This window comes from Citrobacter sp. KH_055_1 (assembly GCF_057838705.1).
Genome location: NZ_CM174473.1, coordinates 1304101 through 1317873, shown reverse-complemented (window position 1 = coordinate 1317873; position 13773 = coordinate 1304101). Strand labels below are relative to the sequence as shown.

The 13773-nt window shown below is 54.3% G+C and carries 16 protein-coding genes; 3 read left to right on the top strand and 13 right to left on the bottom strand.

Annotation, left to right across the window (positions count from 1 at the left end; translation table 11 throughout):
- Window positions 1-58 precede the first annotated feature (58 nt).
- Window positions 59-904: a 3-mercaptopyruvate sulfurtransferase gene (gene sseA, locus AC3ITF_RS06165; RefSeq protein WP_096756169.1), complete on the top strand. Its 846-nt coding sequence runs from the start codon at window positions 59-61 to the stop codon at window positions 902-904.
- A gap of 98 nt (window positions 905-1002) precedes the next feature.
- On the opposite strand, the gene sseB is transcribed toward sseA, so the two are convergent.
- From sseB to trmJ, 11 genes are all read right to left on the bottom strand, one after another.
- Window positions 1003-1779, bottom strand: a complete 777-nt coding sequence (sseB, locus tag AC3ITF_RS06160) for an enhanced serine sensitivity protein SseB (RefSeq protein ID WP_115259912.1) — start codon at window positions 1777-1779, stop codon at window positions 1003-1005.
- Window positions 1780-1888: 109 nt separating this feature from the next.
- Window positions 1889-3172: an aminopeptidase PepB gene (gene pepB, locus AC3ITF_RS06155; protein WP_181506708.1), complete on the bottom strand. Its 1284-nt coding sequence runs from the start codon at window positions 3170-3172 to the stop codon at window positions 1889-1891.
- 61 nt (window positions 3173-3233) lie between these two features.
- On the bottom strand, window positions 3234-3434 hold the full coding sequence (iscX, locus tag AC3ITF_RS06150) for a Fe-S cluster assembly protein IscX (RefSeq protein WP_003037694.1): 201 nt from the start codon (window positions 3432-3434) through the stop codon (window positions 3234-3236).
- Between the two features lie 11 nt (window positions 3435-3445).
- Window positions 3446-3781: an ISC system 2Fe-2S type ferredoxin gene (gene fdx / locus AC3ITF_RS06145; protein ID WP_003037690.1), complete on the bottom strand. Its 336-nt coding sequence runs from the start codon at window positions 3779-3781 to the stop codon at window positions 3446-3448.
- 1 nt (window position 3782) lies between these two features.
- Window positions 3783-5633 (bottom strand): Fe-S protein assembly chaperone HscA, encoded by a 1851-nt coding sequence (gene hscA / locus AC3ITF_RS06140; protein ID WP_096756167.1) that lies wholly within the window; start codon window positions 5631-5633, stop codon window positions 3783-3785.
- Window positions 5634-5647: 14 nt separating this feature from the next.
- The gene (gene hscB / locus AC3ITF_RS06135; protein ID WP_137361844.1) at window positions 5648-6163 is read right to left on the bottom strand and encodes a co-chaperone HscB; all 516 of its coding nucleotides are present in this window, start codon (window positions 6161-6163) and stop codon (window positions 5648-5650) included.
- 79 nt (window positions 6164-6242) lie between these two features.
- Window positions 6243-6566: an iron-sulfur cluster assembly protein IscA gene (iscA, locus tag AC3ITF_RS06130; protein WP_003835203.1), complete on the bottom strand. Its 324-nt coding sequence runs from the start codon at window positions 6564-6566 to the stop codon at window positions 6243-6245.
- A gap of 20 nt (window positions 6567-6586) precedes the next feature.
- Window positions 6587-6973: a Fe-S cluster assembly scaffold IscU gene (iscU, locus tag AC3ITF_RS06125; protein ID WP_002913991.1), complete on the bottom strand. Its 387-nt coding sequence runs from the start codon at window positions 6971-6973 to the stop codon at window positions 6587-6589.
- A gap of 25 nt (window positions 6974-6998) precedes the next feature.
- Window positions 6999-8213: a cysteine desulfurase gene (iscS, locus tag AC3ITF_RS06120; RefSeq protein WP_096756165.1), complete on the bottom strand. Its 1215-nt coding sequence runs from the start codon at window positions 8211-8213 to the stop codon at window positions 6999-7001.
- A gap of 112 nt (window positions 8214-8325) precedes the next feature.
- Window positions 8326-8817 (bottom strand): Fe-S cluster assembly transcriptional regulator IscR, encoded by a 492-nt coding sequence (gene iscR, locus AC3ITF_RS06115; RefSeq protein ID WP_005120405.1) that lies wholly within the window; start codon window positions 8815-8817, stop codon window positions 8326-8328.
- Window positions 8818-9034: 217 nt separating this feature from the next.
- Entirely contained in the window at window positions 9035-9766 is a 732-nt protein-coding gene (trmJ, locus tag AC3ITF_RS06110; RefSeq protein ID WP_096756164.1) for a tRNA (cytosine(32)/uridine(32)-2'-O)-methyltransferase TrmJ, read from the bottom strand.
- Between the two features lie 118 nt (window positions 9767-9884).
- Between trmJ and suhB the strand changes: the two genes are divergently transcribed.
- Window positions 9885-10688 (top strand): inositol-1-monophosphatase, encoded by an 804-nt coding sequence (suhB, locus tag AC3ITF_RS06105; RefSeq protein WP_096756163.1) that lies wholly within the window; start codon window positions 9885-9887, stop codon window positions 10686-10688.
- Between the two features lie 73 nt (window positions 10689-10761).
- Here suhB and AC3ITF_RS06100 read toward each other — a convergent pair whose 3' ends face one another.
- Together AC3ITF_RS06100 and AC3ITF_RS06095 are read right to left on the bottom strand one after the other, a co-directional pair.
- Window positions 10762-11742, bottom strand: a complete 981-nt coding sequence (locus AC3ITF_RS06100) for a nickel/cobalt transporter (protein ID WP_489176230.1) — start codon at window positions 11740-11742, stop codon at window positions 10762-10764.
- The gene (locus AC3ITF_RS06095) at window positions 11733-12371 is read right to left on the bottom strand and encodes a DUF1007 family protein (protein ID WP_489176229.1); all 639 of its coding nucleotides are present in this window, start codon (window positions 12369-12371) and stop codon (window positions 11733-11735) included. The genes AC3ITF_RS06100 and AC3ITF_RS06095 overlap by 10 nt, the downstream gene beginning before the upstream one ends.
- Before the next feature lie 414 nt (window positions 12372-12785).
- Between AC3ITF_RS06095 and AC3ITF_RS06090 the strand changes: the two genes are divergently transcribed.
- The gene (locus tag AC3ITF_RS06090; RefSeq protein ID WP_135911600.1) at window positions 12786-13769 is read left to right on the top strand and encodes an autoinducer 2 ABC transporter substrate-binding protein; all 984 of its coding nucleotides are present in this window, start codon (window positions 12786-12788) and stop codon (window positions 13767-13769) included.
- Window positions 13770-13773 lie beyond the last annotated feature (4 nt).

Here is a 13773-nt window from a genome sequence, read left to right as displayed (position 1 = left end):
GTCCCCTGACGGTAAACAGCCGACAATTTGCCGAAACCTGGTAAAAATGGAGATGCCTATGACCACCGCCTTCTTTGTCGCTGCCGACTGGCTTGTCGAACACATTGACGATCCGGAAATACAGATTCTTGATGCCCGGATGGCGCCTCCAGGGCAGGAAGATCGTGATGTTGGCGAGGAGTATCGCGCTGGCCATATCCCTGGCGCGGTCTTTTTTGATATCGAAGCGCTCTCCGACCATACCTCAGCGTTACCGCATATGATGCCACGCCCGGAGGCGTTCGCCGTAGCCATGCGCGAACTGGGCGTACATCAGGATAAACACCTGGTCATTTACGATGACGGCAATTTGTTTTCTGCCCCGCGCGCCTGGTGGATGCTGCGCACGTTTGGTGTGGAAAATGTCTCCATTCTGGCGGGCGGTTTCGCAAGCTGGCAGCGTGATGAATTCCCGCTGCAGGCAGGGAACGTTGATTTGTCAGAAGGCGAGTTTGACGCGACGTTTACGCCGGAAGCCGTGGTGCGAGTGACCGATGTCCTGCTGGCCAGCCATGAAAAAACCGCACAGATTGTTGATGCGCGTCCGGCTGCGCGTTTCAATGCGGAAGTTGATGAGCCACGTCCTGGCCTGAGGCGCGGTCATGTTCCCGGTGCGCTAAACGTACCGTGGACTGAACTGGTTCGCGACGGCGAGTTAAAAACCACCGAGGAACTGGACGCTATCTTCTTTAGCCACGGCGTGAGCTTTGACAGACCGATTATCGCCAGTTGCGGCTCCGGCGTAACCGCCGCCGTGGTGGTACTGGCGCTTACCACGCTGGGTGTCCCTAACGTGGCCCTGTATGACGGGGCATGGAGCGAATGGGGTGCACGCAATGATTTACCGGTAGAACCGATATTATAAAGCTGGAAATGCCGGATGGCGCGTCGCGCATCCGGCCTACAAAATAGTGTAAATCGTAGGCTGGATAAGACGTATGCGTGGCCATTCGGCAAGATCTTTTAGATGATCCGGTTCTGTTTAAAATCGCGCAGGAAACCGCCCCAGCGGCGCTCGTAGAACGGCGCGATGTGTTCGGTAATAAAGTGGCTGACCCCTTTCTCACCTTTCACCACCTGGCAGATATCAATCGGCTCATCACCCGGTAACGTATCGGTCGCTACGCTGCCCGTGGCATGAATAATCTCTTCAATATCGCCCTCGGCTTCAATGCCAATCAGCAGATTAGGCTGGGCATCCGGGCTATCTTTAATCGAGCAGATAAACGCCCGTTTTACCGGCTTAATGGTTTTAAACAGCGTCGTTAGCGAGTCGATCATCTGCGCCGGAGGTTCCGCGACCTCGGAGAGGATCAGCGACTCGCCGCCTTCCAGCACTTCCTGGGTACTCAACGGATTGCCTTCTTCACCGAGCAGCAGGCTGATTTCACGCGGCATAAATTCTTTGCCGGTCGGCAGTTTGGCGTTGAGAAACAGCGTCGCACCCAGCGTCATTTCAAACAGCGTGCGTACTGGCATCACAACAAACGCCTGTTCGTCTTCAACGGCCTGCTGCAGGGCTTCTAGGGAGGTGAAAAACGGGATCACGGTGGTGCCGTCTTCTTTTTCCCAGTGCTGCAGATCCAGTGCGCTGTCTTCAGCTATCGCCTCGCCTTCTGCGGCCGTACCCGGAACCCAGACGGTGGATTCCAGCAACGTGCGGAAAAAGGCCGGACGATGCGCAGGCTCCGTCGCTGCTTTTTCCAGCAACGTTTCTAATTCATTTTTTATTTCGGACATAAGATCACAAATTTTGTACATATGGGTTGTAGGCCTGATAAGACGCACCGCGTCGCATCAGGCAAAATGCCGGGTGGCGCTTCGCTTACCCGGCCTACAAAAACACCTTTCAGGCAGTCAGCAGATTCGCGATTGTGCGCACACCCAGACCGGTCGCGCCCGCGGCCCACTGCTCAACCGGTGCCTTGCGATAGGTTGCAGAGCAGTCGATATGCAGCCAGCCTTGCTGATAGTTTTCCACGAAATGCGACAGGAAGCCCGCCGCGGTGCTTGCGCCCGCAGGATAGGCCGCGCTGCCGGTGTTGTTCAGCTCGGCAAAGTTGGACGGCAACTGGTTACGGTGGAATTCCGCCAACGGCAGGCGCCAGAACGGTTCATTCTCCTGCGCCGCGCTTGCCATCAGACGAGCTGCCAGCTGGTCATCAAAGCTAAACAGCGCATGGTAATCGTTACCCAGAGCTGTTTTCGCCGCACCGGTCAACGTCGCGGCATCGATGATCAATTCCGGTTTCTGCGCACTGGCGTCAATCAGGCCATCTGCCAGCACCAAACGGCCTTCGGCGTCGGTGTTCATCACTTCAACATTTTTGCCGTTGCGATAGCGAATGATATCGCCGAGCTTGAAGGCATTGCCGCTGATCAGGTTATCCGCACAGCACAGATACAGCTTCACACGTTTGTTCAGACCGCGAGTGATGGCAAACGCCAGTGCGCCCGTTACCGTGGCCGCGCCGCCCATATCGGACTTCATTGAGTCCATAAACGCGCTTTGCTTGATGCTGTAACCGCCGGAGTCAAAGGTGATCCCTTTGCCGACCAGGCAGGCGTAAACCGGAGCGGTTTTATCACCGGTTGGGTTATAGTCCAGCGCCAGCAGTACCGGTGGACGTTCAGATCCACGACCTACCGTGTGCAGACCCATGTAATTCTGCTCGCGCAGATCTTCGCCTTTGGTGATGCGGTAAGAGACGTTATCGCACGCCACGCTGCACAGCAGATCAACCGCGCGCTGCGCCAGCTGTTCCGGGCCGAGTTCTTCCGCCGGGGCATTGATGGTGTCACGTACCCAGTCAATGATTTTCAGGCGGCTATCCAGTTCCTTCTGCTGCGCGTCGTCGAGCGGGGCCCACTCAACTTTACGGCTGCCTTTAGGTCCTTTGTAGCCCTGCCAGAATGCCCAGCTGCGCTCGGTGTCCCAGCCTTCGCCTTCCAGCTGAATATGTTTGATACCCAGACCGTCGATTTTCCGCGCGGCGCGCTGGATAAGGCCCAGATCGTCTTTTCCATTAAGGTGTAGGGTAATGCCGTCACTGTTAATGCTGTAAGTCGCTTTTTCACCCCAGCGCGCGTCAGCAGGCTGCGTGGAAAGCGTAATTTTCATGGCTTCTGTCATTTTATTTATCCTTATTTTCGCGCATACAGGAAAACGGGCCACCCGTGGGCAGCCCGTTGACTTATTCAGCTTCGTCCAGCCAGACCAGCAAAATGGCCTCAAGGATTTTTTCGTTCGATGCTTGCGGATCATCATCGAACTCTTCCAGGTCACAGATCCATTGATGCAGATCGGTGAAACGAACGGTCTTGGGATCGAGATCGGGGAACGCGTCGTACAGCGCCTCGCCGATTTCACGGCTGTCGGTCCACTTCAGTCCCATACTACCCTCTGTTAATGCTCACGCGCATGATTGATTGTGTAACGTGGGATTTCGACCACTAAATCGTCTTCGGTGACGCGAGCCTGGCAGCTTAAACGGCTCTCCGGCTCCAGTCCCCAGGCTTTGTCCAGCATGTCATCTTCTTCTTCCGTGCTTTCCGGCAGGGAATCGAAGCCTTCACGCACGATGCAGTGACAGGTGGTGCAGGCACAGGATTTTTCACAGGCGTGTTCAATCTCGATGCCGTTACGCAGGGCAACGTCGAGAATGGTCTCACCGGTCTCAGCTTCCAGAACTGCGCCATCGGGACAGAGATCCTGATGAGGCAAAATAACAATCTTTGGCATATTAAACCTCGTCCACGGAATGGCCTTTCAGCGCGCTACGGACGGACTTGTCCATGCGGCGAGCGGCGAATTCCTGGGTTTGTTTGTCTACGTTTTTAATGGCTTGTTCGATAGCGTCAACATCGTCACCCTGTGCAACCTCGCTCAAATGCGCGGCGGCGGCGTCGATGGCCTGACGTTCTGCGGCGCTTAACAGCGCGGCATCAGCGTTCAACGCACCGGATAAACTCTCCAGTACGCGTGCAGCTTCGACTTTCTGCTCTGCCAGCATGCGGGCTTTTACATCCTGCTCGGCAAAGCTCATCGAATCCTGGATCATGGAAGCGATTTCGTTGTCCGTCAGACCGTAGGACGGTTTGACCTGGATAGAAGATTCCACGCCGGTGGATTTCTCCATGGCCGTGACGCTCAGCAGTCCATCGGCATCAACCTGGAAGGTCACGCGAATATGCGCCCCACCCGCCGGTAGCGCCGGAATGCCGCGCAGTGCAAAACGCGCCAGAGAACGGCAATCCTGCACCAGTTCACGCTCGCCCTGCATCACATGAATCGACATCGCCGTTTGGCCATCTTTGAAGGTGGTGAAGTCCTGCGCGCGGGCCACCGGAATGGTGGTGTTACGCGGGATCACTTTCTCCACCAGACCGCCCATGGTTTCCAGCCCCAGGGACAGCGGGATGACGTCCAGCAGCAGCATTTCACTGTCAGGCTTGTTGCCGACAAGAATATCCGCCTGGATAGCCGCACCGATAGCCACCACTTTGTCCGGGTCGATAGAGGTCAGCGGCGTGCGACCAAAAAACTCACCCACGCGTTCACGCACCAGCGGTACGCGTGTTGAACCACCGACCATCACGACTTCCAGAACGTCCTGCGCCTCAACGCCGGCATCTTTCAGTGCACGACGGCAGGCCAGCAGCGTGCGCTTAACCAGGGCGGAAATCAGTTCGTTAAAGGTTTCGCGGGTAACTTCACCCTGCCACCCGGCCACGTTAACCGTGACGGATTCAGCATCGCTAAGTGCAATTTTTGCGGCAATCGCGGCATCGAGCAGCTCGCGCTGTACGCGGTTATCGCTGCGATCGGCCACGCCCGCCTGCTCGCGAATATAATCAGCCAGCAGATGGTCGAAATCATCACCACCGAGCGCGGAATCGCCGCCCGTCGCCAGCACTTCAAACACACCACGGCTCAGGCGCAGAATAGAAATATCAAACGTGCCGCCGCCGAGGTCATAGACCGCAATCACGCCTTCCTGACCCGAATCCAGGCCATAGGCAATCGCGGCAGCGGTCGGTTCGTTCAGCAGACGCAGCACGTGCAGGCCCGCCAGACGCGCAGCGTCTTTGGTACCCTGACGCTGCGCGTCATCAAAATAGGCGGGAACAGTGATCACCACACCGTCCAGTTCACCGGACAGCGCTTCGGTCGCCCGTGCGGCCAGTGCTTTGAGAATATCGGCGGACACGCGTACCGGATTGAGCAAACCCGCTGCGGTTTCGATCATCGGCAGGCCGTTTTCGCTTGCCTGGAACGTATACGGCAGATGCGGATAACGCGCCTGGATATCCGCGAGCGAGCGCCCCATCATACGTTTTACCGAACTGACGGTGTTTGCAGTGTCCAGCGCAGCGTTGGCACGGGCATCGTAGCCGACAGCGTAGCCCTGCTGCTGATAGTGAACCACTGACGGCAACAGGTGGCGACCTTCGTGGTCAGCCAGCGTTTCGGCCTGGCCGCTGCGTACGGTCGCGACCAGAGAGTTGGTGGTGCCTAAGTCAATGCCTACCGCCAGACGACGCTGGTGCGGTGCGGCACTCAGACCAGGCTCACTAATTTGTAATAAGGCCATTTTCGCTTCCGAAATTAAAAATCGAGCAGTTTTTCTTCGAGTTGTTCTGCACTGCTTCGCAGTTTATCGAGAAAACGCAGTTTACGCACGGTCTCAGCCGCCACGTCCCACGCTTCGCTGTCCAGCTGTTCGACCATCAACTGATGGCGAACCTGGTACATCTCGTTGATGCGTTTCATCAACGCATCCAGACGTTCACTGTCTTTAGCCTGTTCAATCTCGTCCAGCTCTTCGCGCAGCTCGAGTTGCTCCATCAGGAACGCGGTATCGCGCACCGTGTGCTGCTCGTTTCTGATATCAAAGCCGTGTAAAGACAGTAAGTATTCAGCGCGCATCAAGGGATGACGCAGCGTTTGCCAGGCCTGGTTGATCGTGGCGGACTGCGAAACTGCAGCAAGTTGTTCCGCCTGAGAACCGCTGGCAAATTTATCAGGATGATACTGACGTTGTAGATCCTGAAAACGGAGGCTCAGCGCCTGAGTATCGAGCTGATAGCGGGCCGGTAAGCCAAAGAGGGTGAAGTAGTCCATAACATTCTCAGGGGTAGCCTGTTAGAACAAACCCCACACGTAGCAGCAAGGCTACGGTGGGGTTTTCGGGTGACGCACGTTACACGTGGAAGCTTTCGCCGCATCCACACTCGTCTTTCACGTTAGGGTTAGTGAACTTAAACCCTTCGTTCAGACCTTCTTTGACGAAGTCTAACTGCGTACCGTCCAGAAATTGCAGGCTTTTACCGTCGATCACGACTTTAACGCCTTTGTCTTCAAACACGGTATCTTCAGCCGCCGGCTCGTCAACAAATTCCAGTACATAGGCCATACCTGAGCAGCCGGAGGTTCTCACACCCAGGCGCAGGCCAAACCCTTTACCACGGTTTGCCAGGAAGGTATTTACTCGCGCTGCTGCACTGTCGCTTAAGGTAATCGACATAATAAAACCTCAACTCTTAATTATTTTGCTTCACGTTTGCTTTTGTAATCCGCAATCGCGGCTTTAATCGCGTCTTCAGCCAGAATAGAACAGTGAATTTTCACCGGTGGCAGTTCAAGCTCGTCTGCGATATCGGTGTTTTTAATCGCCTGTGCTTCGTCCAGCGATTTCCCTTTCACCCATTCGGTAACCAGGGAGCTGGAGGCAATGGCGGAACCGCAGCCATAAGTCTTAAAACGCGCGTCTTCAATGATACCTTCATTGTTGACTTTGATCTGCAACTTCATCACGTCGCCACAGGCCGGTGCACCCACCATACCGCTGCCCACGTTCTCGTCGCTGTTGTCAAAAGAACCCACGTTACGTGGATTCTCATAATGATCGATTACTTTTTCGCTGTAAGCCATGATGAATTCTCCTTATCGGTACCGATTAATGATGTGACCATTCGATGCTGTTGATGTCTACGCCCTGTTTGAACATGTCCCACAGCGGGGAAAGTTCACGCAGACGGCCGATAGACTTGCGAACCAGATCGATGGTGTAGTCAATCTCTTCTTCGGTAGTGAAACGACCTAAAGAGAAACGGATTGAGCTGTGTGCCAGCTCGTCAGTCATACCCAACGCGCGCAGCACGTAGGAAGGTTCCAGGCTTGCAGACGTACAGGCAGAACCGGAAGAAACGGCCAGATCTTTCAGCGCCATGATCAGCGACTCGCCTTCAACGTAGTTAAAGCTGACGTTAAGGATGTTCGGTGCGCCATGCTCAAGATCACCGTTCAGGTAGACCTCTTCCATGTCTTTCACGCCGTTCCACAGACGGTTACGCAGACTGCGCAGGCGCGCCATCTCGGTTTCCATCTCTTCTTTCGCGATACGGTAAGCTTCACCCATACCCACGATCTGGTGGACAGGCAGCGTACCAGAACGCATACCGCGCTCGTGACCACCGCCGTGCATCTGTGCTTCGATGCGGATACGCGGTTTACGACGAACATACAGTGCGCCGATACCTTTCGGACCGTAGATTTTGTGACCGGAGAAGGACATCAGGTCAACTTTCAGCTGGCTCAGGTCGATAGGCAGTTTGCCCACGCTCTGGGTCGCATCAACGTGATAGATGATGCCACGCGCACGGCACATTTCGCCGATAGCCGCGATATCCTGCACCACGCCAATTTCGTTGTTCACGTGCATAATAGAAACGAGGATGGTGTCATCACGCATCGCCGCTTCGAGTTCTTTCAGGTCAATAATGCCGTTACGCTGCGGGGCGAGGTAGGTGACTTCAAACCCTTCGCGCTCCAGCTGACGACAGGTGTCCAGCACGGCTTTGTGTTCCGTTTTGCTGGTGATGATGTGCTTGCCTTTTTTCTGATAAAAGTTGGCCGCACCTTTAATCGCTAGGTTGTCGGATTCGGTCGCGCCGGAAGTAAAGACGATTTCACGCGGATCGGCACCCACCAGGTCAGCAATCTGATTACGGGCGATATCTACCGCCTCTTCAGCATGCCAGCCAAAACGGTGAGAACGGGACGCTGGATTACCAAAGTTTCCGTCCAGGGTCAGACACTGCATCATTTTCTCGGCAACACGCGGGTCCACCGGCGTGGTTGCGGAGTAGTCGAGATAGATCGGTAATTTCATTGCTCTATAAACTCCGTACATCGCTTCAATGCAAGGAACCAGGCAACCGGCTGGATGTACGGCCGAGTTAACGGGGTGTCCAACACCCCGGCCTGATTCTAAAATACTTTTATTATGCGCGTAACTTAACGTCGATCGCGTCTTGCGTGCGGGTGCTGCGTGGAGCGTCATGCGTGTGCTGGCGACCAGACACATCCAGGACTTCCTGGTTATTCACCAGTTCACCCAACGTAATGTTGTTGAGAAAACCCGTCAGACGGTCGCTCAAATCGCGCCACAGCGCATGGGTCAGGCACTTATCGCCGCCCTGACAACCACCTTTGCCCTGACAACGGGTGGCATCTACCGACTCGTCAACAGCGCTAATGACTTCACCTACTGCGATGCTGCCTGCATCTTTACCCAGCAGATACCCGCCGCCTGGTCCACGTACGCTTGAAACCAGACCGTTTTTACGCAAACGGGAGAACAGCTGCTCCAGGTACGACAGGGAAATGCCCTGACGTTCAGAAATATCAGCCAACGGTACCGGGCCCGTTTCGGAGTTGAGCGCAACGTCCAACATTGCGGTCACGGCATAACGCCCTTTTGATGTCAGTCTCATGTCTTACTTAGCCTCAAACTCGCCCCTGCCCGGGGTTTTTTATTGTAAAATGGGGGTATTGCATAGCAGGGGCAAGTCTGACATTCCCGACTAAATCAGTCAACTATTTACTTGACTAAATTAGTCAGGTATTTAACCTTCAGTGCCGTTTTCATTTGCCGGATAGCACTTCGCTTATCCGGCCTACAAATCGTGCAGCCATCCGGCATCAAGGCGCCTACTTTCCTTTATTCTGCTGCTCTATAGAAGCAAGCATTCCGCGCAGAATATTCAGCTCCTGGCTCTCAGGACGCGCACGCGTGAACAGACGACGCAGTTTGTTCATCACCTGCCCCGGATGGTTCTCGCGGATAAAGCCCGTCGACAGTAGCGTCTGTTCCAGATGACCGTAAAAACGCTCTAAATCATCGACCAGCGGATACTCGGTTTCTTCGTATTCTGTCGTCTTACCGCTTTCCTGCGTTGCCAGCCAGGCCATTCGCACTTCATAAGAAATGACCTGAACCGCCATCGCCAGGTTCAGCGAACTGTATTCCGGGTTCGCGGCAATCGCGACGTGATAATGGCATTTTTGCAGTTCGTCGTTGGTCAGACCTACACGTTCACGACCAAACACCAGCGCAACCGGGGTGTTCGCCGCTTCGGCGACGCTTTTTAAACCGCATTCGCGCGGGTCGAGCATCGGCCACGGCAAGGTACGGGAGCGCGCGCTGGTTCCGACCACCAGACTACAGCCAGCCAGCGCTTCATCGAGGGTATCGACGATTTGCGCATTACCGATCACGTCGCTGGCACCGGCCGCTAGGGCGATGGCCTGGGAGTCAGGTTTGACCAGCGGATTCACCAGCCACAGATTGGTTAAACCCATGGTTTTCATTGCGCGGGCAACGGAGCCCATATTGCCGGTGTGAGAGGTCTCCACCAGCACAATTCGAATATTTTGCAGCATTGTCTTTCTTCGGCTAAAGATTATTCGGCCATATTATCATAAAACGAAGACATATACCGAACTCGCTGCTATACTCTGCGCCGTTTTCCCGTTCTTTAACATCCAGTGAGAGAGACCGATGCATCCGATGCTGACCATCGCCGTGCGCGCAGCGCGCAAGGCGGGTAATGTAATTGCCAAACACTACGAAACACCAGACTCTGTAGAAACCAGCCAGAAAGGCAGCAATGATTTCGTGACTAACGTCGATAAAGCCGCAGAAGCGATTATTATCGAAACAATCCGCAAATCTTACCCTCAGCACACCATCATCACCGAAGAAAGCGGTGAACATATTGGTGAAGATCTGGATGTTCAATGGGTTATCGATCCACTGGATGGCACCACCAACTTCGTAAAACGTCTGCCGCACTTCGCGGTATCCATCGCAGTACGCATTAAAGGCCGTACTGAAGTCGCCGTTGTTTACGATCCAATGCGTAACGAACTGTTCACCGCAACGCGCGGTCAGGGCGCACAGCTGAACGGCTACCGTCTGCGTGGCAGCACCGCTCGCGATCTGGATGGCACCATCATCGCCACCGGGTTCCCGTTCAAAGCCAAACAGCACGCCCCTTCTTATATGAAGATCCTCGGCAAAATGTACACCGAATGCGCTGACTTCCGCCGCACCGGTTCTGCTGCGCTGGATCTGGCCTATGTTGCCGCCGCACGCGTTGATGGTTACTTCGAAATCGGCCTGAAGCCGTGGGATTTTGCCGCAGGTGAACTGATTGCACGTGAAGCAGGCGCACTGGTATGCGACTTCACCGGCGGTCATAACTACATGTCAACCGGAAACATCGTTGCAGGTAACCCGCGCGTAGTGAAAGCCATGCTGGCGAACATGCGTGACGAACTGAGCGACGCGCTGAAGCGTTAATCAGTTGTGGTGCCGGATGCGACGCTGACGCGTCTTGTCCGGCCTACATTTCATACTCATACCGCTTATTAACCTAAAACGGTCGTAATCCCTTTCCCACCGGCACCGCACTCACCCACATCACCACCGCAGCAACCACTAAAATCGCACCACCGGCCAGTGCCAGCGTGGTCCAGGCCATCTGTCGCCACAATACCGGCGCTTTATTGCCGCTGAGTTTCAGCGCCATCGTCCGAAAACTGTGTACCAGTAATGCCAGAGAAGTAATGGTCAGAGAGGTTCCCGCTGCCATCGCCAGCGCCGACGCCATGCCCCAGCCAAAGACGCCCACCACTTTACTAAACAGCAGCACCATTATGGCGCCGGAACAAGGGCGCATTCCCATCGAGAGAATGATTATCAGCCGGGCGCGCCAGTCATCGCCGCTTTGCAGCTGTTCCGGGTTGGGCACATGTTGATGCCCGCAACCACAGCGTTCATCATGCACATGATGCGGCGTGAAAGCGGTAAATGTCGGGCAACGCAGCAGCGCGCGTATTTTTTTTAACGCCCGCCAACACAGTAAAACCCCCAACACGCCGACCAGCGCATAGCTGGCTTTCTCCAGCCAGAAACTGCTCATATGCAGTTGCCGGGCGGGCAGTTGCAGTACCGTGAGCACCACAACGACCAGACCGATCGCCACCAACCCCTGTAATAAGGACGAGGCCAGCGTCAGCCCGATGCTCGACCTCAGCTTCGAGGGATGCGTCGCCAGCCAGGTGGTGATGACGATTTTTCCGTGCCCCGGACCCAGCGCGTGCAATACCCCATAAATAAAGCTAAACAGCAGCAGCGATCCGCCCGCACGGGTGGGATTGGAAGCCACCGCTTTCAGCAAGCCGCTCATCTGCTGGTTAACGTCCCGTTGCCAGAGAATACTTTGCACCATTACCTGCGGCCAGGCCTGCCAGATCCACAGCGCGCCACCGATCGCCAGCAGTAAAAAGAGCGCCAGTGGCCATAGCATTAGCCAGCGGCGTCTGGCTACGCGTTGTTGATAAACTACTGACATTGTAGCGTTACCGTCTGCGCAAATTGTTTACCCAACTCCATATCCTCCGGCGGCGCGTCTTCTTTATCCAGCGACTGCGCAAAGCTCAGCATTTGTTCATTAGGCGTCGGGGTATGCACGCTAATCCGGCATTGCTTGCTGAAGCCCGGCGCCAGCGTGGCATCGCGGTCCTGGTCGTAACTCATATCCACGTAGTAGGTGGGATCAAACGTGGAAATACTATAAGTCTGTCCGGCAAGCGGCTGTGGTTGGGCCAACGGCAGTACAAACGTCAGCACCGCCTGATGTTCCTCGCGCTCCATGCCATATTCCGTCGGGCGATTTTTAAATTTTACCTTTTGCCCGTTGTGCCACACTTCGGTGAAATAGTGCTGTCCGAGGACATTGGCCATCACTTCCGCAGCCAGTTTTTTCCAGATCTCATCCCCCGGTTTGGCATTGCCCGCATCGTACAGCAGGTCAGCGGAGGTGATTTCATCCATCGTCCAGCGCATTTTCAACGCCACAAACTGGTTATTTTCACTCACCAGTTCGGTTTTCAGATGAATAAAACTGTGAGGATGCGCGCCCGCGCCAAAAGACAGGACGACCAGAAACAACGTGACAATGATGTGTTTAACACGCGGCATGATTTCTCCACAATAAATCCAGCCCACCATCAAAAGGACGTCGTTGGCGAGAATACGCTGAGGATAGCATTGAACGATAAAATATTGAGCCTCCTTTTCCGGTATCGATTCAGTTCTCAATTTCGAAAATTTGTTCATCACCGGCAACGGAAAAAAAGAGGATTTACCGTATCCCCTTAATGCAAATGATAACAAAATGTTAATATTTGGTTTCGCTTTAATTGTTTGATAACAATAAATTTGACTTCACACACGCGAAAGCCTTCATATTTAACTAAAAATTAACTCAAATAGATCCTGTATTTTACAAAAATGGGCATAGATCACATTCATAGGATTTATGATTCATCCCCTCTTCCCTTCGTTGTTAACCTCACGCCGTGACATGCCCTGCCCCCTACTAAAGGTACAACTATGAAATTCAAACTCGCATTACTCAGTGCAACCCTGGTTTCTGCATGCATGTTGTCCGGCACGTCCTTTGCGGCGGAAAAATATGAAATTGCTGTGGTTGCCAAAGTCACTGGTATTCCCTGGTTTAACCGTATGGAGACCGGCGTTAACGAAGCAGCAAAAAAACTGGATGTGAACGCTTACCAGACCGGTCCGTCTACGCCAGACCCGGCTCAGCAGGTGAAAGTGATTGAAGATCTGATCGCCAAAAACGTGAATGCGATAATCGTAGTGCCAAACGATGCCAAGGTCCTAGAGCCGGTACTGAAAAAAGCGCGCGAGAAAGGCATTGTGGTCCTGACGCACGAATCCCCGGACGAGCAAATCGGCCAGTGGGATATCGAAACCATCGACAGTGAAAAATATGCGCAGGCCAACGTTGATGAGCTGGCGAAAAGTATGGGCGGCAAAGGGGGTTATGCCATCTATGTCGGTTCGCTGACCGTGCCGTTGCATAACGCATGGGCCGACTACGCGATTAAGTATCAGAAAGAAAAATACCCGGAGATGTTCGAAGTGACCTCGCGTCTGCCGGTAGCGGAAAGTATTGATAAGTCCTATTCCACGACGCTGGATCTGATGAAAACCTATCCGCAAATGAAAGGGATTATCGGCTTCGGTTCACTGGGTCCGATTGGGGCAGGCCAGGCCGTACAGAAAAAACGCGCCAAGGATAAAATTGCCGTCGTCGGTATCGCCATGCCAGCCCAGGCCGCACCTTACCTGATGCGTGGAGATATCAAAAAAGCACTGTTGTGGGACCCGAAAGATGCGGGCTACGCACTGGTGACGGTTGCTGACCAACTGCTGCAAGGCAAAGAGGTCAATGACTCTCTGAGTATTGATGGTTTAGGGAAAGCCGATATCGACATGGAGAAGAAAGTGATCCGTTTTAACAAGATCCTCGAAGTCACCAAAGACAACGCGCAATCACTCGGTTTCTAAGGCT